18 protein-coding genes are annotated in these 21,210 nt (G+C 75.3%); 14 read left to right on the top strand and 4 right to left on the bottom strand.

Translation table 11 applies throughout. From position 1 onward, the window contains the following. Nucleotides 1–156 precede the first annotated feature (156 nt). From B8281_RS01325 to B8281_RS01285, 9 genes are all read left to right on the top strand, one after another. Entirely contained in the window at nt 157–3,186 is a 3,030-nt protein-coding gene (locus B8281_RS01325; RefSeq protein ID WP_232322638.1) for a Na+/H+ antiporter subunit A, read from the top strand. Continuing rightward, a complete protein-coding gene (locus tag B8281_RS01320; protein WP_128082744.1) occupies nt 3,183–3,803 on the top strand; it encodes a Na(+)/H(+) antiporter subunit C in 621 nt (206 codons plus the stop codon). The genes B8281_RS01325 and B8281_RS01320 overlap by 4 nt, the downstream gene beginning before the upstream one ends. Next, nucleotides 3,800–5,428, top strand: a complete 1,629-nt coding sequence (locus B8281_RS01315; protein ID WP_085386661.1) for a Na+/H+ antiporter subunit D — start codon at nt 3,800–3,802, stop codon at nt 5,426–5,428. The genes B8281_RS01320 and B8281_RS01315 overlap by 4 nt, the downstream gene beginning before the upstream one ends. Beyond that, nucleotides 5,425–6,024: a Na+/H+ antiporter subunit E gene (locus tag B8281_RS01310; RefSeq protein ID WP_074805261.1), complete on the top strand. Its 600-nt coding sequence runs from the start codon at nt 5,425–5,427 to the stop codon at nt 6,022–6,024. Before B8281_RS01315 ends, B8281_RS01310 begins: the two co-directional genes overlap by 4 nt. Next, nucleotides 6,021–6,428 carry a monovalent cation/H+ antiporter complex subunit F gene (locus tag B8281_RS01305; protein ID WP_043653007.1) on the top strand — a complete coding sequence of 136 codons (408 nt, stop codon included), beginning with the start codon at nt 6,021–6,023 and terminating at the stop codon, nt 6,426–6,428. The genes B8281_RS01310 and B8281_RS01305 overlap by 4 nt, the downstream gene beginning before the upstream one ends. Continuing rightward, complete coding sequence (mnhG, locus tag B8281_RS01300) at nt 6,428–6,931, top strand: monovalent cation/H(+) antiporter subunit G (protein WP_081599866.1); 504 nt, start codon at nt 6,428–6,430, stop codon at nt 6,929–6,931. The genes B8281_RS01305 and mnhG overlap by 1 nt, the downstream gene beginning before the upstream one ends. Nucleotides 6,932–7,037: 106 nt before the next feature. After that, nucleotides 7,038–8,030 (top strand): cation diffusion facilitator family transporter, encoded by a 993-nt coding sequence (locus B8281_RS01295; protein WP_085386660.1) that lies wholly within the window; start codon nt 7,038–7,040, stop codon nt 8,028–8,030. A 225-nt stretch (nt 8,031–8,255) separates the two neighbouring features. Then, nucleotides 8,256–9,131 (top strand): CAP domain-containing protein, encoded by an 876-nt coding sequence (locus tag B8281_RS19035; RefSeq protein WP_198163107.1) that lies wholly within the window; start codon nt 8,256–8,258, stop codon nt 9,129–9,131. 258 nt (nt 9,132–9,389) lie between these two features. Then, nucleotides 9,390–9,815: a DoxX family membrane protein gene (locus B8281_RS01285; RefSeq protein ID WP_232322637.1), complete on the top strand. Its 426-nt coding sequence runs from the start codon at nt 9,390–9,392 to the stop codon at nt 9,813–9,815. A gap of 27 nt (nt 9,816–9,842) precedes the next feature. Here the strand turns inward: B8281_RS01285 and B8281_RS01280 are convergent, their stop codons facing one another. From B8281_RS01280 to B8281_RS01270, 3 genes are all read right to left on the bottom strand, one after another. Next, nucleotides 9,843–10,421: a methylated-DNA--[protein]-cysteine S-methyltransferase gene (locus B8281_RS01280; RefSeq protein WP_085386658.1), complete on the bottom strand. Its 579-nt coding sequence runs from the start codon at nt 10,419–10,421 to the stop codon at nt 9,843–9,845. Beyond that, nucleotides 10,418–12,022: an AlkA N-terminal domain-containing protein gene (locus B8281_RS01275; protein ID WP_085386657.1), complete on the bottom strand. Its 1,605-nt coding sequence runs from the start codon at nt 12,020–12,022 to the stop codon at nt 10,418–10,420. The genes B8281_RS01280 and B8281_RS01275 overlap by 4 nt, the downstream gene beginning before the upstream one ends. 66 nt (nt 12,023–12,088) lie before the next feature. Continuing rightward, nucleotides 12,089–13,066: an alpha/beta hydrolase gene (locus tag B8281_RS01270; protein ID WP_085386656.1), complete on the bottom strand. Its 978-nt coding sequence runs from the start codon at nt 13,064–13,066 to the stop codon at nt 12,089–12,091. Between the two features lie 106 nt (nt 13,067–13,172). On the opposite strand from B8281_RS01270, the gene B8281_RS01265 reads away from it, so the two are divergent. Continuing rightward, nucleotides 13,173–14,504 (top strand): enoyl-CoA hydratase/isomerase family protein, encoded by a 1,332-nt coding sequence (locus B8281_RS01265; RefSeq protein WP_085388549.1) that lies wholly within the window; start codon nt 13,173–13,175, stop codon nt 14,502–14,504. A gap of 73 nt (nt 14,505–14,577) precedes the next feature. Here B8281_RS01265 and B8281_RS19380 read toward each other — a convergent pair whose 3' ends face one another. Further along, complete coding sequence (locus B8281_RS19380; protein WP_198163106.1) at nt 14,578–15,864, bottom strand: hypothetical protein; 1,287 nt, start codon at nt 15,862–15,864, stop codon at nt 14,578–14,580. 297 nt (nt 15,865–16,161) lie between these two features. On the opposite strand from B8281_RS19380, the gene clpB reads away from it, so the two are divergent. The 4 genes from clpB (at nt 16,162) to B8281_RS01240 (ending at nt 21,209) form a co-directional block, all read left to right on the top strand. Next, complete coding sequence (gene clpB / locus B8281_RS01255; protein WP_085386655.1) at nt 16,162–18,783, top strand: ATP-dependent chaperone ClpB; 2,622 nt, start codon at nt 16,162–16,164, stop codon at nt 18,781–18,783. Between the two features lie 124 nt (nt 18,784–18,907). Beyond that, nucleotides 18,908–19,891 carry a diacylglycerol kinase family protein gene (locus B8281_RS01250; RefSeq protein WP_085386654.1) on the top strand — a complete coding sequence of 328 codons (984 nt, stop codon included), beginning with the start codon at nt 18,908–18,910 and terminating at the stop codon, nt 19,889–19,891. Nucleotides 19,892–19,961: 70 nt separating this feature from the next. Next, entirely contained in the window at nt 19,962–20,348 is a 387-nt protein-coding gene (locus B8281_RS01245; RefSeq protein ID WP_085386653.1) for a hypothetical protein, read from the top strand. Between the two features lie 63 nt (nt 20,349–20,411). Next, on the top strand, nt 20,412–21,209 hold the full coding sequence (locus B8281_RS01240; RefSeq protein ID WP_085386652.1) for a YqjF family protein: 798 nt from the start codon (nt 20,412–20,414) through the stop codon (nt 21,207–21,209). Nucleotide 21,210 lies beyond the last annotated feature (1 nt).

Raw genomic sequence — 21,210 nt, 5'->3', positions numbered from 1 at the left:
GTTCTCGGCCCGGCCTCGTCGGCGCCGTGAACTGTCGTGCCCTGCGGCTTCCCCCCGCCCGGGCGCGGCGATGACAAGTCCAGCAAGAACTTCGCCCACCCGCCCCCGACCCGGACGGAGCGGCCCGTGCTCTACGTGCTCCTTGCCCATCTCGTGATGGCACTGGGCGCGCCTGCACTCGTCTCGTTCCTCGGCCGCCGGGCGTTCCTCGTCATGGCGCTCGCGCCGGCGTCCGCGGCGGCCTACGCGCTCGCCTGGACCGACCGCGTGATGTCGGGGGAGCACCCGACGCAGGTCATCGAGTGGGTGCCCGGGCTGGGGCTCGAGCTCGCCTTCCGCATGGACACGCTGTCGTGGCTCATGCTGCTGCTCGTCGGCGGCGTGGGCGCCCTCGTCCTCGTCTACTGCTCGGCCTACTTCTCGCCCACCGCGCAGGGCCTGCGGCGGTTCGGCGGCGTCCTCACCGCGTTCGCGGGGGCGATGGTCGGGCTCGTCACCGCGGACGACATGCTGCTCCTGTTCGTGTTCTGGGAGCTCACGACCGTCTTCTCGTACCTGCTGATCGGCCACTACGCCGACCGCAAGGCGAGCCGTCGTGCCGCCATGCAGGCGATCATCCTCACCACCGCGGGCGGCCTCGCCATGCTCGTGGGGGTCGTGATCCTCGGCGTCCAGGGCGGGACGTTCCGCATGTCCGAGATCATCGCGGACCCCCCGACGGGCGGCGCCGTGACCGCCGCGATCGTCTGCCTCCTCGTGGGCGCGGCGAGCAAGTCCGCGCTCATCCCGCTGCACTTCTGGCTGCCTGCCGCGATGGCGGCGCCCACGCCGGTGAGCGCCTACCTGCACGCGGCCGCGATGGTCAAGGCCGGTGTCTACCTCGTCGCGCGCTTCGCGCCCGCCTACTCGGACACGACGGTCTGGCGCACGCTCGTCGTCGTGCTCGGCGCGGGCACGCTGCTCGTGGGCGGCTACCGCGCGCTGCGGCAGTACGACCTCAAGCTCGTCCTCGCGTTCGGCACCGTGAGCCAGCTCGGCCTCATCATCCTGCTCGTGGGCCTCGGGACGCGTGGGGCCGCGCTCGCCGGGCTCGCGATGATCGGCGCGCACGCGATGTTCAAGGCCTCGCTGTTCCTCGTCGTCGGCGTGGTCGACGCCGCGGCCGGCACGCGCGACCTGCGCCGCCTCACGGGCGTGGGCAAGGCGCTGCCGTGGACCGCGGTCGCGGGCGGGCTGGCCACCGCGTCGATGATCGGCCTGCCGCCGTTCGCCGGGTACGTCGCGAAGGAGGCGGCGCTCGAGTCGCTCCTGCACGGCGAGGGGCCGGTGTGGGTCGACACGGTCGTGCTGTGGTCGGTCGTCGTCGGCTCGATGTTCACGGTCGCGTACGGCCTGCGCTTCTGGTGGGGCGCGTTCGCGTCCAAGCCGCACCTCGGCCGGTCGCCCGCGCGCGCCAACGCGCACGAGAAGGCGTGGGGCGTCGGCGCCGCGCGCCGCCCCGCCGTCGAGGCCGAGGAGCCGCCGATCGACCCGGCGCGCATCCACCGCCAGCCGTTCCTGCTCGTGGGCCCGGCCGTCGTGCTCGCGGTCCTCGGCCTCGCGACGGCGCTCGTGCCGCACTTCGGCGAGGACCTCCTCGCCCCGTACGCGGACACGTACCCCGTCGGCGAGCCCGGGCACCTCGTCCTGTGGGCCGGCTTCACGCCCGCGCTCGCCCTGACGGTCCTCGTGCTCGCGGTCGGCGTCGTGCTGTTCTGGCAGCGGTCGCGCGTCGAGCGGTTCCAGGCGTCGCTGTGGACGGGGCCCGAGGCCGACGTCACGTACCGCAAGGTCATGCGCAAGCTCGACGACCTGGCCGCCGACGTCACGGCCGTCACGCAGCGTGGTTCGCTCCCGTTCTACCTCGGCGCGATCCTCGTGGTCCTCGTGCTCGGCCCGGGCGTCGTCATGGTCGCGCAGACCGCGTGGCCCGAGCAGCTCCGGGCCTGGGACCGTCCCGCGCAGCTCGTCGCCGTCGCCGCGATCTGCATCGCCTCGGTGCTCGCCGCGCGCTCGCGCCGCCGGCTCAAGGCCGTGATCCTCGTCGGGATCGCGGGGTACGGCAACGCCGTCCTCTTCCTCCTGCACGGCGCGCCCGACCTCGCGCTCACGCAGGTCCTCGTCGAGACGATCACGCTCGTCGTCATGGTGCTCGTGCTGCGGCGCCTGCCCGCGTACTTCTCGAACCGGCCGCTCGCGGCGAGCCGGTGGGTCCGCCTGGGCATCGGCCTCGCGGTGGCCGTCGTCATGATGGGCTTCGCGCTCGTCGCGCCGCTCGCGCGCGTCGCGACGCCCATCTCGGTGGACTTCCCGGCCGAGGCCTACGAGTTCGGGCACGGCAAGAACATCGTCAACGTGACCCTCGTGGACATCCGCGCGTGGGACACGATGGGCGAGATCTCCGTCCTCCTGGCCGCCGCGACGGGCGTCGCGTCGCTCGTGTTCCTGCGCTCGCGCAGCGGCGAGATCCTGCGCGCGTCGGGGGCCCGGCCCGCGACCACGGCCACCGGCTCCGGCGTCTGGAGCGACACCGACGACCCGGGTGCCGCGCTGCGCCGCCGCGGGGTCACGGAGAAGGACCAGCCGCGCATGCTCGTGTGGCTGAGCGCCGGCCGCACACTCGCGCCGCAACGGCGCTCGGTGATCTTCGAGGTCGTCACGCGCGTGCTGTTCCACGCCATGATCGTCTTCGCGCTCTTCCTGCTGTTCTCCGGCCACAACGCGCCGGGCGGCGGGTTCGCGGCGGGGCTCGTCGTGGGCATCGCGCTCATCGTGCGCTACCTCGCGGGCGGGCGGTACGAGCTCGGCGAGGCCGCGCCCGTCCACCCGGGTCTGCTCCTCGGGACGGGCCTGTTCCTGTCCGCGGGCGTGGGTCTCGTCGCGTTCCTGCTCACCGGCAACGTGCTCGGCAGCGAGGCCTACGACCTCGCGCTCCCGCTCGTCGGGGAGATCCACCTCGTGACGTCGCTGTTCTTCGACGTCGGCGTGTTCCTCGTCGTCGTGGGCCTCGTCCTCGACATCCTGCGCACGCTCGGCGCCGAGATCGACCGGCACGCGGAACGCGCCGCCGCGGGCCGCGAGCCCGGCGAGGACACGGGGCCGTTCGAGGCCATGGAGCCCGACTCGATCGGAGGTGGCCGCCGGTGAACGTCATCGACATGACGCCCAGCGTCGTCCTCGTCCTCGCGATCGGCGTGCTGTTCGCCGCGGGCGTCTACCTGCTCCTCGAGCGGAGCCTCACGCGCGTCCTGCTCGGGTTCATCCTCATGGGGAACGGCGCCAACCTGCTCTTCCTCGTCGCCGGCGGGCGCGCCGGGGGCGCGCCGCTCATCGGCACGACGCCCGAGGAGGACATGAGCGACCCGCTCGTCCAGGCGATGGTCCTCACGGCCATCGTCATCACGCTCGGCATCACGGCGTTCGTGCTCGCGATGGCCTACCGCTCGTGGCAGCTCCACGGCCACGACGAGGTGCAGGACGACCTCGAGGACCGCCGCGTCGCGCGGCACGCCGCGCGCAACGCGCCTGCGTTCGAGGACGCGGACACGGAGGAGAGCGGCGCCACCCTGGACGACGAGGCCGCCCAGGTCCGCGACGAGACCGACGGCGACGGCGACGGCGTCACGGACGGCGAGGAACCGCCGTCGGGCCCGGCCGGGCAGGACGCCGGGGACGCCACGGACGGCCGCACCGGCGGCTCCGACGCCCGGGACGACGACGCACGACCTGACGACCGACGGACCGACGGGAAGGAGCCGCGATGAGCCTCACCGCCGCGGCCCTCGTCCCGCTCCCCGTCGTCCTGCCGCTCGTCGCGGCCGGTCTCGCGCTCGCGCTCTGGCGCCACCCGCGCGCCCAGCGCATCATCACCGTGGCCGCGCTCGCGCTCGTCCTCGCGGCGTCGGTCGGCCTCCTGGTCGCGGCCGACTCGGGGCCGATCGTCGTCGACGTCGGCGGCTGGGCGGCGCCGGTCGGGATCGACCTCGTCGCGGACCGGCTCTCGTCGCTCATGCTCGTGGTGTCGAGCTTCGTCATGCTGTGCGTCCTGCTGTACTCGCTCGCGCAGGGCGTGGCGGACGGCGACGAGGAGGCGCCGGTCGCCATCTACCACCCGACGTTCATGGTGCTCGCGGCGGGCGTGTTCAACGCGTTCCTCTCGGGCGACCTGTTCAACCTCTACGTCGGGTTCGAGATCTTCCTCGCCGCGAGCTACGTGCTCCTCACGCTCGGCGGCACGGGCGAGCGCATCCGCGCCGGGTCGATCTACGTGGTCGTGGCGCTGCTCTCCTCGATCGTCTTCCTCGTCGCGATCGCGCTCACCTACGCCGCGACCGGCACGGTCAACCTCGCCCAGCTCTCGGAGCGGTACGCGGAGATCGACCCGGGCACGGCGCTCGCGATCCAGCTCCTGCTGCTGCTCGCGTTCGGCATCAAGGCGGCGATCTTCCCCCTGTCCGCCTGGCTGCCCGACTCGTACCCGACGGCGCCCGCCCCCGTCACCGCGGTCTTCGCGGGCCTGCTCACCAAGGTGGGCGTCTACGCGATCATCCGCACGCAGACGCTGCTCTTCCCCGAGGACAGCGTCGTCGACGACGTCCTCATGTGGCTCGCGCTGCTGACCATGGTCGTCGGCATCCTCGGCGCCGTCGCGCAGAACGACATCAAGCGACTGCTGTCGTTCACGCTCGTGAGCCACATCGGCTACATGATCTTCGGCATCGCGCTCGCGTCCGAGCCGGGCATGGCGGCCGCGATCTTCTACGTGGTGCACCACATCACGGTGCAGACGACGCTGTTCCTCGTCGTCGGCCTCGTGGAACGCCGCGGCGGGTCGACGTCGCTCGACCGCCTCGGCGGGCTCGCCAAGCTCGCGCCCGGGCTGGCCATCCTGTTCTTCATCCCGGCGATGAACCTCGCGGGCATCCCGCCGCTGTCGGGCTTCCTCGGCAAGGTCGGCCTCCTCGAGGAGGGCGTCGCGCAGGGCACGCCGCTCACGTGGGCGCTCGTCGTGGGGTCCGTCGTGACGTCGCTGCTCACGCTGTACGCGATCGTCAAGGCGTGGAACAAGGCCTTCTGGCAGACGGCGCCCGTCGAGATCCCCGCGGACGCGCGCCTGCCGCGCGGCATGGTCGGCCCGGCGACGGCGCTCGTCGCGTTCGGCCTCGCGCTCACCATGGTCGCGGGTCCGCTCTACTCGTACACCGAGCGCGCCGCCGCGACGCTGCTCGACGGCCACACGTACGTCGACGCCGTGTTCCCCGGCGACTCCGACCGGGGCCAGGGCGAGTCGAACGAGGTCGCGACGGGCGAGAGCGACGGCACGGAACCCGCCGGCACGGAACCGGCCGGCACGGAACCCGCCGGCACGGGCGGAGGTGCGGACGGATGAGCCTGCACCGCCGCCGCCGCGCGCTCGCCTCCGGCTGGTTCGCCCGCGTCACCACGCAGTGGCGCACCATCCTGTGGCTGACGATCGTCTGGGTCATGCTGTGGGGCGACCTGTCCGTGGGCAACGTGCTCGCGGGCGTCATCATCGGGTTCGCAGTCATCACGTTCTTCCCGCTGCCGTCGATCGCGGCGCGCGGGAAGTTCCGGCCGTGGCCGTTCCTCGTGCTCGTGGGGCGCTTCGTCTCCGACCTCGTCGTCGCGTCGTTCCAGGTGAGCCTCCTCGCGCTGAACCCGCGGCACACGCCGCGCGGCGCCGTCGTGGGCGTGCGGCTGCGGAACCCGTCCGACATCTACCTGACCATCACGGCCGAGCTGTCGTCGCTCGTGCCCGGCTCGATCGTCGTCGAGGCGCACCGCCTCACCGGGATGCTCTACCTGCACGTGCTCGACGTCGAGACCGCGGGCGGCGTGGAGAAGATCCGCGAGGACACGCTCGCGCTCGAGGCGCGCGTGCTGCACGCGTTCGCGTCGAACGACGAGCTGCGGGCCGCCGGCCTGTACGACGTCCCGTCCGCGCGAGAGGTGGCCGAGGCATGAGCGACACCGTCTACCTCGTGATCGTCGTGGTGAGCGCCGTGCTGCTCGCCGCGGGGGCCACCTTCGCCGTCGCGCGCGCCGAGCGCGGCCCGTCGATGCTCGACCGCACGATCGCGCTCGACGTCTTCACGACGACGCTCGTCGGGGCGATCGCGCTCGAGGCCGCGTTCTCCCGGCGCACGGACACCATCCCGATCCTCGTCGTGCTCTCGCTCGTCGGGTTCGTGGGCTCGGTGACGATCGCGCGGTTCGCGTCGGTCGAGCCCGAGGACGAGGGCCGCATCCGCACGGCCGAGGAGATCGCCGCCGAGGACGCCGCCCGCCGCGAGGCCGAGGAGTCCGACCGGGACTCGGCGGTCGACGCCGAGCACCACGGCGGCGCGCCCGAGGGGGAGGTGCGCTGATGGACCCGAACACCGGCCTGTGGGACACGATCGCCGACGTCGTGTCCGCGGTCTTCCTCCTGTGCGGCGCGTTCCTCGCTTTCGCCGCGGGCGTGGGCGTCGTGCGGTTCCCCGACCTGCTGGCGCGCATGCACGCGGCGACCAAGCCCCAGGTGCTCGGGCTGATCCTCGTGCTCGCCGGCCTGAGCCTGCGGCTGCGCTCGTGGGGCGCCGTCGCGACGCTGTTCCTCGTCGTCGTGTTCCAGCTCCTCACGTCGCCCGTCGCGGCGCACATGGTCGGCCGTGCGGGCTACCGCACGGGCAAGGTGCGCACGGACCTGCTCGTCGTCGACGAGCTCACGCGCGACCAGGAGGCGGCGGAGCGCGAGGACACGGGCGAGCACGACGACGCGGACCGGCACGGCGAGCCGGGCGCCACCGGCGGCGTCGAGCTCGCCGACACGGGCGACCCCGGGCCCGACGACGCGGGTCGCCCCGCCGACGCGGAGGGCCCGGCGCGCTGACGCCGCCGCGCGCACGGGCCGGCCCGTGCGCCGGCCCGTGCGCGCTCGGCCTGCGCGCCACCGGCCTCCGCGCGCGGGTCGTGCACGCGGCTGGTAGACCGGCAGCATGCCCGACGCCCCCACGCCCGCCCCGCCGCAGCCGGAGTCGCGCAACCCGCGCGTCGCGCGCCCGGAGGGCGGCGGCGACAGCACCGTCACGGTGATCGTCGCGTTCCTCGCGAACGCGCTCATCGCGGGCGCGAAGACGGTCGCCGCGACGGTGACCGGCTCGGCGTCGATGCTCGCGGAGGCCGTCCACTCGTGGGCGGACACGGGCAACGAGGTCTTCCTCCTCGTCGCCGACCGGCGCTCGCGCCGCCCGGCGGACACCGAGCACCCCCTCGGGTTCGGCCGCGAGGCGTACGTGTGGTCGATGTTCGCGGCGATCGGGCTGTTCGCCGTCGGGGCGGGGGTGTCGATCACGCACGGCATCCAGGAGCTGGTGCACCCGCAGCCGGCGGACGACTTCGTCGTCGCCTACGCGGTCCTCGCCCTGGCGTTCGTGCTCGAGGGGGTGTCGTTCCTGCGCGCCCGGCGGCAGGCGCGTGCCGAGGCGCAGGCCGCGGACCGCGACACCCTGCACCACGTGCTCGTCACGTCGGACCCGACGCTGCGCGCGGTGTTCGCGGAGGACGCCGCCGCGCTGATCGGCCTCGTGGTCGCGTTCGGGGGCGTCCTGGCCCACCAGCTCACCGGGTCGCCCGTGCCCGACGCCGTCGGGTCGATCGTCGTCGGCCTCGTCCTCGCGGTGGTGTCCGTCGTGCTCATCGACCGCAACCGGCGGTTCCTCGTGGGGGAGGCGGCGATGCCGGCGACGCGCGCCGCGGTGCTCGCGGGCATCCGCGACCTGCCGGAGGTCGAGCGCGTCACGTACCTGCGGCTCGAGTACGTCGGGCCGCGCGCGCTGTACCTCGTGGCGAGCGTGGACCTGCGCGGCGACGAGTCCGAGACGTCCGTCGCCCGCCGGCTCGACGAGCTCGAGCGCCGGGTGACGTCCGTGCCGCTCATCGCAGGCGCGGTGTTCACGGTCTCCGCGCCGGAGGAGCCGTCGATCGTCTGACCCGGCGGCCGACCCCCGCCGTCGAACGGGCGCAGAACGGACGAAGCGGTACACATCCGTGGTCCTGATGGGTAGGGTCGAGCGATGGCCTCGCAGCGCACGCCCCGGCATCGTTCGGCGGGGGCGGCGCCCGCGCCGTCTCCCGAGCCCGCGTCCTCCGCCGCGCCCGCACGACCGCGCGGCGGTCCGTTCGCCCGGCACCTGCGGAGCGGTCCGCGCGTCGCGGTGACGACGGGCGTCGCCGCCGCCCTGCTGCTCGGCCCTCCGCTGGGCCTCACGGCCGCGACGGTGACGGGCGAGATCCGGCCCGAGAACGTGGGCCCGCTCGGCCCCGTCGTCGCGGCGCTCCCGTGGCAGGGGAGCGCGCCGCAGGAGTGGCTCGCGGGGCGCGACCCGCGCGACGACCGCGCGTCGCGCACCCTGGCCGACGCGCGCGACGACCTCCCCGCGGACGCCCCGACGGCGCCCGGTGCGCCCGGGGCCGACGACGCGCCGCCCGCGGAGACCGCGCCCGCGCCCGCGGCGACCGAGGAGCCTCCCGCCGACCCGGTGCCGACGCCCACCCCGGAGGACGTGCCGCCCGCCGAGGGCCCGGCGGACCCGGCCGGCCCGGACGGCGCGACCGCGTCGGACCCGACGCCCGGCACCGGAACGGCCGACGGCGTCGCGCCGGCTGCCGGGACCGCCTCGGCCGCCGGGGTGGCGGCGCCCGGCGGAGCCGGTCCGGGGACGATCACGGCGGAGGGCGCGGCGGTCGTCGAGCTGACGAACGCGGAGCGGGCCGCCGCCGGGTGTGAGCCGCTCGCCGTCGACGAGCGCCTCACCGCCGCGGCGCAGCTCCACAGCGAGGACATGGACGCGCAGGGGTACATGGACCACACGAGCCTCGACGGCCGCTCGCCGTGGGACCGGGCGCACGCGCAGGGGTACCCGAACCCGGGTGCCGAGAACGTGGCGAAGGGCTACCGGACCGCCCAGGACGTCGTGCGCGGGTGGATGGACTCGCCGGGCCACCGCGCGAACATCCTCGACTGCGGCCTGCGGGAGATCGGCGTCGGGCACGCGAACGGGGCCTGGACGCAGGTCTTCGGCTGGGGCTGAGCCCCGGCCCCTCTCGGCGGCGGGCGCACCGCCCGTCCCGCGTCTCGCGGGAGCGGGGCCACGCGCGGTGAATATCGCAGGTCCGCTATCTTATCGCCGGAAAGTGGAACGCTACTGCTCGACGAGGAGTTCAGAATGGCCCCCACCGGACCCGCCGCACCGACCCCGTCCACCACCGCCCCCGCTGCGGAGGGGCCGCGGCGCGCCGCGTCCCGGCGGCTCCGCGAAGGGCTTTGCGAGCGCCTCGCCGCCTGGTCCGTGCCGGCCCTGCGGGTCGCTCTCGGCCTCGTCTTCCTCGTCTTCGGGGTGCTCAAGTTCTTCCCGGGCGCGAGCCCGGCGGAGCAGATCGTGCGCCGCACGGTCGAGGCGCTGACCTTCGGCCTCGTCGACGGCACCGCCGCCGTGGTCCTCACGGCGGTCGTCGAGACGGCGGTCGGGCTCGCGCTCCTCACCGGTCGCGCGCTGCGGGCCGGGCTCGTCGTGCTCGCCGTCACGCTGGCCGGCGTCCTCTCCCCGGTCGCGCTCTTCCCGGGCGACCTGTTCGGCGACGGCATGACCCTCATGGGTCAGTACGTGCTCAAGGACGTCGTGCTCGTCGCCGCCGCCGGGGTGGTGGCGGCGGCGACGCTCGGGGCCCGGTTCACGCTCGCGGCGGCGGAGCCGGCGCGCGCTCCGGCGGCGTGATGCCGGGGCGGGCCGTCCGCGGCGGGCTCAGCGCGCCGGTGCCGTGACGGTCGCCCGGGCCTCGCGGTCGAGGAGGCTGCGCTTGACGTCCAGTCCGTAGCGGAAGCCGCCGAGGCTGCCGTCCGTGCGCAGCACGCGGTGGCAGGGCACGAACAGGGCCGCCGCGTTCATCGCGCAGGCGCCCGCGGCGGCGCGCACGGCGGCGGGCCGCCCCGACAGCTCGGCGTACCGGGTGTAGGTCACCGGGTCGCCGGGCTCGACCGTGCGCAGCACGTCCCACGCGTGCGCGCGGTAGGGGCCCGAGGCCTGCCGCACCGGCACGGCGTCGATCGCGCGCACGTCGCCCGCGTAGTAGGCCCGGACGGCGGCGACGGCGGTCGCGACGGCGGGGTCGTCGTCGGGCACGGGGGAGACCGTCGCGGGGCGCAGGCCGGGGTGCACGAGCGCGACGAGGTCCGCGGGGTCGTCGGTCCAGCCGGACGCGAGGACCGCGCCGCCGGCGTCGACGACGACCGTGAACGGGCCGTCGGGCGTGGTGAGCGTCGTGGTGACGGCCGGGCTCGTGCCTGCCGTCGTAGTGGTGGTGGGGGCGGGTGCGGTCGTCACGGGGTCTCCTTCGCAGGGGTCGGGGTGGGCGCGGAGGCGCGCCAGAGGTGCATCGCGGCGTACGAGCGCCACGGCGCCCAGCGCTCGGCGCGGGCGGCGAGCGCGCGGCGGTCGTCGGGCAGGCCGAGCGCGGCGGCACCGGCGCGGAGCGCGAGGTCGCCGTCGAGCAGGACGTCGGGGTCGTGCAGCACGCGCATCGCCACGTACCCGGAGGTCCACGGCCCGACGCCGGGCATCGCCTCGAGCGCGGCGCGCTGGGCCGCGGGGTCGTCGGCCGGGGACAGGGCGAGCGACCCGTCGGCGAGGGCGTGCGCGACGCCGAGCACCGCGGCCGTGCGCCGGGCGGGGCCGCGCAGGTGGTCCGCGCCCTCGGCGGCGAGCTGCGCGGGGGTCGGGAACAGGCGCGTCGGGCCGAACCGCGACGCGAAGGCCGTCCCGAGCGCGACGGCGAGCCGCGACAGGTGCGTCCGCGCGGCCGCGACCGAGATCTGCTGCCCGACGAGCGCGCGCACGAGGATCTCGGCGGGGTCCACCGCCCCCGGGACGCGGATACCCGGCACCGCGCGCACCGAGGCGGCGAGCGCGGGGTCCGCCGCGAGGGCCGCGTCCACGGCGGCCGGGTCGGCGTCGAGGTCGAACAGCCGCCGGACTCGCGCGATCGCGGCCGGGAGGTCGGCCACGGACGTCAGCTCGAGCTCCACGTGGAAGCGCGGTGCGCGCCGTCGGATCCCAGGCGGCGGCCCGTAGGTGGCCCGGAACGCGCCCGGCCCGTGCGGCAGCGCGAGCGTCCGCGCGTAGGAGAGCAGCGGGCCGTCGAGGTCGACGACCTCGACGCCGTCGACGGCGCGCGCCGCGAGGAACGCGAACACGCCGCGCGCGTCGAACGGCTCGCGCAGGGGAAGGGTGAGGTCGAGCGCGGCGGTGGCGCCGCCGTCGTCCGCGGCGGACCCGGCGGGAGCGGCGGCGGGCGGGCGGCGCGGGTCGCCGGGAGACGTCGCCCGGTCGGGCCGGGCGCGACGCCGCAGCTCGCCCGGCGTCGTGTCGAAGACCTCGTTGATCGTGTCGTTGAACTGCCGCACGCTCCCGAAACCGGCGGCGAACGCGACGTCGGCGAGCCGCAGGTCCGTCCCCGTGAGCAGCGCCCGCGCCGTCTGGGCGCGCAGCGCGCGGGCGAGCGCGACCGGGCCGGCGCCGAGCTCCGCGACGAGCACGCGGTGCACGTGCCGGGCCGAGTACCCGAGGCGGGCGGCGAGGCCGTCGACGCCCTCGCGGTCCACGACGCCGTCTGCGACGAGCCGCATGGCCCGGGCCGAGAGGTCGTGCCCGAGGTCCCAGCTCGGCGTGCCCGGCACCGCCTCCGGGAGGCAGCGCTTGCACGCGCGGTACCCAGCCTCGTGGGCGGCGGCCGAGGTGAGGTAGAAGGTGACGTTCTCGGGCTTCGGGGTGCGCGCCGGGCACGACGGCCGGCAGTAGATGCCGGTGCTGCTCACGGCGGTGATGAACTGCCCGTCGAAGCGGCGGTCGCGCGACGCGATGGCGCGGTAGCGCTCGGCGAACACGGGGTCCGTGGTTGCCGGGGGCGTCGCGAGGGTCGTCGTCATGAGTCGATCCTCACCCGCCGGACCACGCCCTGGCTAGCGGGATTCGGACACGACGGTGGGGCGGCGTCAGACCCGCGCGTCGAGCCAGTCGAGGACCTCGCGCAGGTACGTCGACCGGGCGGGCTCGGGGGAGAGCGCGAGGTCGTGCGCGCCACCCTCGACCGTGACGACCGTGACGTCGTTGCCCAGCCGCTCGGCGCGCGACGTGATGTGCCCGACGTCGAGCACGCTGTCCGTCGTGAGCAGGGCGTCGTGCCAGCCCGACGCCGGGCCGCTGCGCGCGGACGCGAGCACGAGCACCGGGCAGTCGACGTGCAGCCCGCGCGCGACGCGGGCGTGGCCCCGGCGCACCGCCCGCAGGAACCCGGCGCGCACCGGGAACCCCTCGATCGGCTTCCACGCGAGGTCGAAGTCCCACTCGCCGCCCGTGCTCGCGTGCAGCGCCTCCGCCCAGTGCGGGTCGAGCGCGCCCACGACGAGCCGCGGCGCGACCCGCCCGACGACGTCGACCACCCACGTCACCGGGCCGCGGAACAGCCACGGCTTGTTGAGGTCGAACCACGGGCTGTTGAGCACGAGCGCCGCGAGCCGGCCGGGCCGCGCGTCGGCCCACAGGCTCGCGAGGAGACCGCCGGTCGAGTGGCCGAGCACCACGAGCCGGTCGTGCCCCTCGGCGCGCACCGCGCGCGCCGCCGCGTCGAGGTCCTGCGCGTAGACGGCGAGGTCGGTGACGAAGTTCGGGTCGTCGTCGGGCCGGGACGGCGCGCCCGAGCCGCGGCCGATCGAGCGCCCGTAGCCGCGCAGGTCGACGGCGTAGAACCGGTACCCGCGCGCCTCGACCGCCTCCGCGACGTGCGTCTGGAAGAAGTAGTCGATGAACCCGTGCACGTAGAGGACCGCGGGCCGGTCGCCCGCGGGGGCCGCGGCGTCGCGCCGCACCAGGGTCGCCACCGCGCCGTCCGGGAGGTCGAGGTCGCGCGCGACCCAGTCCCCGCCCAGCACGTCGGGCCGCCAGGTCCCGTCCGTCCGCGTCGCCTCGTCCACCGCCGCCTCCTCGCTGCTCCCGGCACCGCCGGCCCGACCCCTCTGCCGTGCCAGGGTCCCACGTCGTGCGTTCCCGCGGCCGCCGACGGGCGGTAGCGTGACGCGGATGACGAGCGAGATCCTCGCCCGCGTCGACGACGGCGTCGGGCACCTCACCCTGGACCGGCCCCGCGCGCTCAACGCGCTCGGGTACTCGATGCTCGGCGAGATCGCCGACGTGCTGGACGAGTGGCGCGTCGACCCGACCGTGCGGCTCGTGCTGCTCGACGGCGCGGGCGACCGCGGCCTGTGCGCGGGCGGCGACATCCGCGAGCTGCACGCGTCGGTCGTCGCCGGGCGGCAGGCCGACGCGCGCCGGTACTTCCGGCGCGAGTACGCGGTCGACGCGGCGCTCGCGGAGCTGCCCGTGCCCGTCGTGACGATCATGGACGGCATCACCATGGGCGGCGGCGTCGGCCTCGCGGCCCACGCGCCGGTCCGCGTCGTCACCGAGCGCTCGCGCGTCGCGATGCCCGAGACGCGGATCGGCTTCACGCCCGACGTCGGCGGGTCGTGGCTCCTCGCCCGCACGCCCGGGCGGCTGGGGGAGATGCTCGCGCTCGGCGCGGTGACGATGGACGCCGCCGACGCGATCCACGCCGGGTTCGCCGACCACTACGTGCCGAGCGAGCGGCTGCCCGTGCTCGGCGCGGACCTCGCCGCGCTCGCGAGCGCGGGCGTCGACCCGCTCGACGTCGAGGCCGTGCGCGACGTCGTGCGGCGGCACGCCCTCCCGGCGCCGGTGTCCGGGCTCGTCGCGCGCCGCGCCGCGATCGACGCCGCGTACGCGGCGGGCACGGTGCCGGAGATCGTGGCCCGGCTGCGCGCGGCGGCCGCCGACGGCGACGAGCGCGCGGGTGCGGAGGCGGACGAGCTCGAACGGCTGTCGCCCACCGCGGTCACCGTCGCGCTCGCGGCCGTCCGCAGCGCGCGCGACCTGCCCGACCTCCGCGCGGCGCTCGCCCAGGAGTACGGGCTCGTCTGCTGGTTCGTCGACACGCAGCCCGACCTCGTCGAGGGGATCCGCGCGCAGGTGGTCGACAAGGACCGCGACCCGTCGTGGCGCCCCGCGACGCTCGCGGAGGTCGACCCCGCGCTCGGCGCCGAGGCGCTCGCCTACGTGCCCGCGGAGGCGCTGTGGGACGACGCCCTCGGCCCGCGGCTCGCGCGCCGCGCGGTCGAGGCCGTCGTGCGCCGCTTCAGCGAGGGGGATCCGACGCCCGACGAGCTCGCCGCGGCGCACGACGACCTCGTCGTCGAGCTCGTGGAGCGGCACGAGGACGGGAGCGTCGTCGTGCACCTCGCCGACACGTGCGGCGAGCACTTCCTCGACGGCTACTGGCCCGCGGTGCGGCTCGACGCCGTCGGTGACGTCCTCGAGGTCACCGTCGAGTCCTGAGCGGTCCCGGACGCACGACGGCCCGCCCCGGTCTCCCGGGGCGGGCCGTCATGTCGTGCGGGGTGCGGACCGCTCAGTCGGTCGGCGGGCGCAGGCGCGTCGCGTCGTCGATCTCGTCGTCGGGACCGGCCTGCGCGCCCGGGCCGTCCTGGCCCGCGGGGCCCGGCTGCGGCGGGAGCGGCTGGGTCGGTGCCGGCGGCTGGTGCGGCGGCAGCGGCTGGGTCGCGCCCGGCGGGACGGGCGGCTGGGCGGGCAGCGGCGTCGTCGGGGACGACTGCGGGTGCGGCGCGCCGGGGGGCGCGAACGGCGCGGCGCCCGGGTAGCCGCCCTGCTGCGGCGGTGCCGGCGGCTGGCCGCCGTACGGGCCACCCTGCTGACCCGGGCCGGACGGCGTCCCGTAGCCCTGCGGCTGACCGGGCTGGCCCGGGTACTGGCCCTGCTGGCCGGGGTGCGCGCCGGGCTGGCCGTACTGGCCGGGGTACTGGCCCTGCTGGCCCTGCCCGGGGTACTGGCCCTGCTGGCCCGGGTACGGCTGCTGGCCGGGGTACTGACCCTGCTGGCCGGGCTGGCCCGGGTACTGGCCCGGCGCGCCGTAGACGCCCTGCTGTCCGGGCTGGCCGGGGTACCCGCCCTGCGGGAAGCCGGTGCCCTGGCCGTCCTGCGTGCCGGGCTTGGAGCGGAGCACGAGCCACAGCACGAGGCCGATGATGCCGAGCAGCACGAGGCCGCCGACCAGGAACCAGATCCACGCCGACGAGCCGGACCCGTCGGAGCTCTCGGCGTCGGGCGCGGTCGCGCCGTCGTCGGTCCCCTCGTCCGTGCCCTCGTCCGTCCCCGAGCCCGCGGAGCCGCCGGGCACGGCCGAGCCGCGCGCCGTCATCTCGTTGACCTCGCCGACCACCGGCGTCCACGTCACGGTGTTGCCGTCGACCTCACCGTTGGACTCCGCCACCTCGCCGGGGAACGTGATGGCGATCTTGATGTCGAGACCCTCCATCATCTGCCGCGACATCTCGTCGGTCGCCGCGTCACCCGTGTCCGGGTTGAACTCCTCGCCCGTCATGTCCATCGAGCCGCTCACGACGTAGTCGTCGCCCTCGCGGGTGACGGAGATCGAGTCGGCGGCGCCGGTATCGAGCTGCGCGATCGGCTGGTCGGCGTAGGTGATCTTGGTGCCGGTGTAGCCGTCCTGCGCGTACGGCTCCTGCGTCGCGCCCTCCGGCATCTCGGACTCCATCTCGGAGCCCATCTGGTCCCAGAGCTCCTGGGGGTCCGAGCCCATGGACTCGGCGACCTCGTCCGAGAACGCCATGACGACGCTGCCGTCGAACGTGTCGTCCTCGTTGAGGGTGATGGCCATGTCCATCCTCATGCACCCCGTGAGGAACAGTGCGAGGGTGGCGAGGAGGGCACCGAGGCCGAGTCGTCTGCGCAAGGGTGAGGAGTTCACCCGCCCAGCATGTCGCGGATCGTCGCCCGGGGCGAGGGTCGATGCCGTTTTGAGACGGAATGCGGCCGGACTTCATCCGCTCCGAGGGCGTGCGAGGACGGCGAGCGGTCGTCCGGGAGTGCCGAACGAAGTTGAGCGGAATACACTCAACTTAGGAGTCGTTCCACTGGTCAGACCAGATTTTCGAGGCATCACATCGGAGCACCTATGGAAACGAAGTTCACCACGATGTCGCAGCAGGCGATCGGCGAGGCGATCCAGACCGCGTCGGCCGCCGGCAACCCGCAGCTCGAGCCGACCCACCTCCTGGCCGCGCTGCTCACGCAGGAGGGCGGTGTCGCCGTCGGGCTCCTGGACGCCGTCGGCGCGGACAAGCAGGCCGTCGGGCAGAAGGTGCGCGCGGCGCTCGTCGCGCTGCCCACCGCGAGCGGCTCGGCCGTCGCGCAGCCGACGCCGTCGCGTGCCACGTCCGCGGCGCTCGACGCCGCCGCGAAGGAGGCCCAGGCGCTCGGCGACGAGTACGTCTCGACGGAGCACCTGCTCCTCGGGATCGCGGCCGGGTCGTCGCAGGCCGCGACGATCCTCCAGCAGGCCGGTGCCACGGCCGAGGCCCTGCGCTCCGCGCTGCCCGCCGTCCGGGGCAGCGCGCGCGTGACGAGCCCCAACCCCGAGGGCACCTACAAGGCGCTCGAGCAGTACGGGACCGACCTCACGGCGCGCGCGGCCGAGGGCAAGCTCGACCCCGTCATCGGGCGCGACTCCGAGATCCGGCGCGTCGTGCAGGTGCTCAGCCGCCGCACCAAGAACAACCCGGTGCTCATCGGCGAGCCGGGCGTCGGCAAGACGGCCGTCGTCGAGGGCCTCGCGCAGCGCATCGTCGCGGGCGACGTCCCGACGTCGCTCCAGGGCAAGCGCCTCGTGTCGCTCGACCTCGCGAGCATGGTCGCGGGCGCGAAGTACCGCGGCGAGTTCGAGGAGCGCCTCAAGGCCGTCCTGGAGGAGATCAAGTCCTCCGACGGCGAGGTCGTCACGTTCATCGACGAGCTGCACACGGTCGTCGGGGCGGGCGCGGGCGGCGAGGGCGCCATGGACGCGGGCAACATGCTCAAGCCCATGCTCGCGCGCGGCGAGCTGCGCCTCGTCGGCGCGACCACGCTCGACGAGTACCGCGAGTACATCGAGAAGGACCCCGCGCTCGAGCGCCGGTTCCAGCAGGTGTTCGTCGGGGAGCCCTCCGTCGAGGACACGGTCGCGATCCTGCGCGGCCTCAAGGAGCGGTACGAGGCGCACCACAAGGTGACGATCGCCGACTCGGCGCTCGTCGCGGCGGCGTCGCTCTCCGACCGGTACATCACCGGCCGCCAGCTCCCGGACAAGGCGATCGACCTCGTCGACGAGGCGGCGTCGCGGCTCCGCATGGAGCTCGACTCCTCGCCGATCGAGATCGACGAGCTGCAGCGCGCCGTCACGCGCCTCGAGATGGAGGAGGTCGTGCTGTCCGAGTCGACCGACCCCGCGTCGCTCGAACGGCTCGAGAAGCTGCGCGCCGACCTCGCGGACCGTCGTGAGGAGCTCGCCGCGCTCACCGCGCGGTGGGAGGCCGAGAAGGCGGGCCACAACCGCGTCGGCGACCTGCGCGCCAAGCTCGACGAGCTGCGCGTCCAGGTCGAGCGCGCGATCCGCGAGGGCGACCTCGAGACCGCGGGCCGGCTGCAGTACGGCGAGATCCCGCAGGTGCAGCGCGAGCTCGACGAGGCCGAGGCGGCCGAGCAGGCCGACGACGCGTTCGCCGCGTCCGGCCCCGAGGCCGCGCCGATGATCGCGGACAAGGTCGGCGCCGACGAGATCGCGGAGGTCGTGTCCGCGTGGACGGGCATCCCCGCCGGCCGCATGCTCCAGGGCGAGAGCGAGAAGCTCCTGCACATGGAGGAGGTCATCGGGGAGCGCCTCATCGGCCAGCAGGCCGCCGTCCGCTCGGTGTCCGACGCCGTCCGCCGCTCGCGCGCGGGCGTCGCCGACCCGGACCGCCCCACGGGCTCGTTCCTCTTCCTCGGCCCCACGGGCGTCGGCAAGACGGAGCTCGCGAAGTCGCTCGCCGACTTCCTCTTCGACGACGAGCGCGCCATGGTGCGCATCGACATGTCCGAGTACTCCGAGAAGCACTCGGTCGCCCGGCTCGTCGGCGCGCCCCCGGGGTACGTCGGCTACGAGGAGGGCGGCCAGCTCACCGAGGCCGTCCGGCGTCGGCCGTACTCGGTCGTGCTGCTCGACGAGGTCGAGAAGGCGCACCCCGAGGTCTTCGACATCCTGCTGCAGGTGCTCGACGACGGCCGTCTCACCGACGGCCAGGGCCGCACGGTCGACTTCCGCAACGTCATCCTCGTGCTGACGTCGAACCTCGGCTCGCAGTTCCTCGTCGACCCGATGCTCGACGACGCGGAGAAGCGCGAGGCCGTGATGAGCACGGTGCGCGCGTCCTTCAAGCCGGAGTTCCTCAACCGGCTCGACGACGTCATCGTGTTCGAGCCGCTGACGATCGAGGAGCTGGGCCGGATCGTCGACATCCAGGTCGCCGCGCTCGGCCGGCGCCTCGCGGACCGGCGCATCACGCTCGACGTGACGACCGCCGCCCGCGAGTGGCTCGCGCTCGAGGGTTTCGACCCGGCGTACGGGGCGCGCCCGCTGCGCCGCCTCGTGCAGCGCGAGATCGGCGACCGCCTCGCGCGGATGCTGCTCTCGGGCGACGTGGCCGACGGCGACGTCGTGCGGGTCGACCGCGACCCCGAGGGTGACGGCCTCGCCCTCGGCACGGAGATCCTCACGGCCTGACCCGACCGCCGGCCCGTGCCGCGTCCTGCCCCCCGCGGGCGGGCGCGGCACGGGCCGCGGTGTCGTCCGGAACGGTCGGCCCACCGGCCGCGCGTCGTCGCGGCGACCGGGACATACTCGGTCCGTGCCGACCGACGAGACGACCTCTTCCGCGACCACCGCCCCGCAGCGGCGGCCCGACGACGTCCCGCGCCGCTCCGCGGTCATCGTCAACCCGAACCGTGTCGAAGGGCTGGACGCGCTGCGCGAGCTCATCGTCACGCGCCTCACGGGCGCCGGGTGGCCCGAGCCCGCATGGCTCGAGACGACGGCCGAGGACCCGGGGACGGGGCAGGCGCGTCAGGCCGTCGAGGACGGCGCCGAGGTGGTCTTCGTGAGCGGCGGCGACGGCACGGTCCGTGCCGTCGTCGAGGGGCTCGCGGGCACCGACGCCGCGCTCGCGATCCTGCCGGGCGGCACGGGGAACCTGCTCGCGGTGAACCTCGGTGTCCCGTCGGACGCCGAGGAGGGCATCCGGCTCGTGCTGCGCGGCGGCCGGCGCACCATCGACGTCGGGGTGGCCGACGGCCAGACGTTCGCGATCATGGCCGGCATGGGCCTCGACGCCGCGATGATGCAGGATGCGCCGACGGCGCTCAAGGCCCGCGCGGGCTCGATCGCGTACGTCTTCTCCGCGCTCAAGCACCTGGCCGACGACGAGATGCACGTCGAGGTCACCGTCGACGGGCGGACGCGCCGGCGCCGCGCGCGCACCGTCGTGGTCGGGAACGTCGGGCGGCTCCAGGCGGGGACGAACCTCCTCCCGGACGCCGAGCCCGACAACGGCCGGCTCGAGGTCGCGATCATCGCGCCGCGCAACGTGCGGCACTGGTTCCAGCTCCTGTGGGGCGTGGTGCGCGGCAAGAGCCGGGTGCCGAGCCGCGAGGTCGTGCGGGGGCGCGAGGTGTCCGTCGTGTCCGACCGGCCGCAGCCCCGCCAGCTCGACGGCGACGTCATCGAGCCGGACGAGCGCCTCGACATCAGCGTGCGGCCCCGGGCCCTGCACGTGTGCGTCTACCACCCGGAGGAGTCCCAGGACCTCCGGCGCGGCGCGCCGGGCCACCGCTGAGCACCGGTTCCGGCGGCGCGGCCCCCGGACGGCCCTGTCGCCGGTGCCGCTCCTCGGGCACGATGTGCGCATGAGCGCTCCCCAGCCCGGCCCCGAGACGTGGTCGCCGCCCGCCGCGTACGGCACCTCGCCCCCCGTCCCCGCGCGCCGCTCCCCGCTGGCGGTCACGGCGTTCGTCGCCGGTGTCGTGACCGTGCTCGTCGGCGGGGTGGCGTCGCTGGCGCTCCCGCTCGTGCTGTCGTCGGGGTACGACCCCACGGCGGTGGGCCTGCTCCAGTTCGCGCGCGGCACGCTGACGGGCCTGCTCGCGCTCGTCGCGACCGTCACCGGCACCGTCGCGCTCGTGCGGCGTCAGCCGGGCACCGGGCTCGCGGCGGCCGGCACGGCGCTCGGCGCGTCGGCGCTGTTCGGCATCGTGAGCGGGCTCGTCCAGGGTGCGCTGTACCAGGTGTTCTGACCGGCGCGCCGACCGGTGCGCCGACCTCGTGCGAGGGTGCGCCCGGGGGAGCACCGTAGGGCCATGACCCCACGACCGCCCGAGCATCCGGGCGTGCGCGCACCCGGCGCGTCGCCGCACGGGCGGCCACGGGTGGTGGTGAACGCCCAGCGCTGGGAGGCCCTGACGTTCCTGCACTGGCCCGTCGACCCGGCCGTCGTGCAGGGCTGGCTCCCGCCCGGCCTCACCGTGCAGCAGGTGGACGGGACGACGTGGCTCGGGGTGGTCCCGTTCCGGATGGCGGGCGTCCGCGTCCCGCCGCTGCCCGCCCTGGGCGCGTGGTCGACGTTCCCCGAGCTCAACGTCCGCGTGTACGTGCGCGACCGCGCGGGCACCGAGGGCGTGTGGTTCCTCGGTCTGTGGGCGACGTCGCGCGCGTTCGTCGCCGCGACCCGCGCGGCAGGCGTCCCGTACCACCCGGCCCGCGCGGCGGTGCACGCACGCGACGACCGGGCGGGGCCGCCGTCGGCGGTGCGCTACCGGTTCCGCTCGGCGGGCCGCGGGCCCCTGCGCGTGCCCCACGGGCACGCGGGCCTGCGCGGTCTCTCCCTGCACGCCGAGGTGCGCGCGCACGAGGAGGTGGACGCGTCGTCGGGCCTCGTGCGGTGGCTCACAGCACGGTGGTCCGCGTACGGCGCTCGGGCCGGGCGGCTGTGGCGTTTCCCCGTGGTGCACGAGCCGTGGACCCTGCGGCGCGGCACCCTCGACGCCCTCGACACCGACCTGCTCGACCGCCTCGGGCTGCCGCCCGCGGACCCGCCGCTCGTGCACGTCGCCGCGCCGGTGCACGCCCGGTTCGCGGTCCCGCGGCCCGTGCGCTGAG

It is taken from the genome of Cellulosimicrobium sp. TH-20 (genome assembly GCF_002105775.1).
Classification (GTDB): Bacteria; Actinomycetota; Actinomycetes; order Actinomycetales; family Cellulomonadaceae; genus Cellulosimicrobium; species Cellulosimicrobium funkei.
This window is presented reverse-complemented; position numbering and strand designations above follow the sequence as displayed.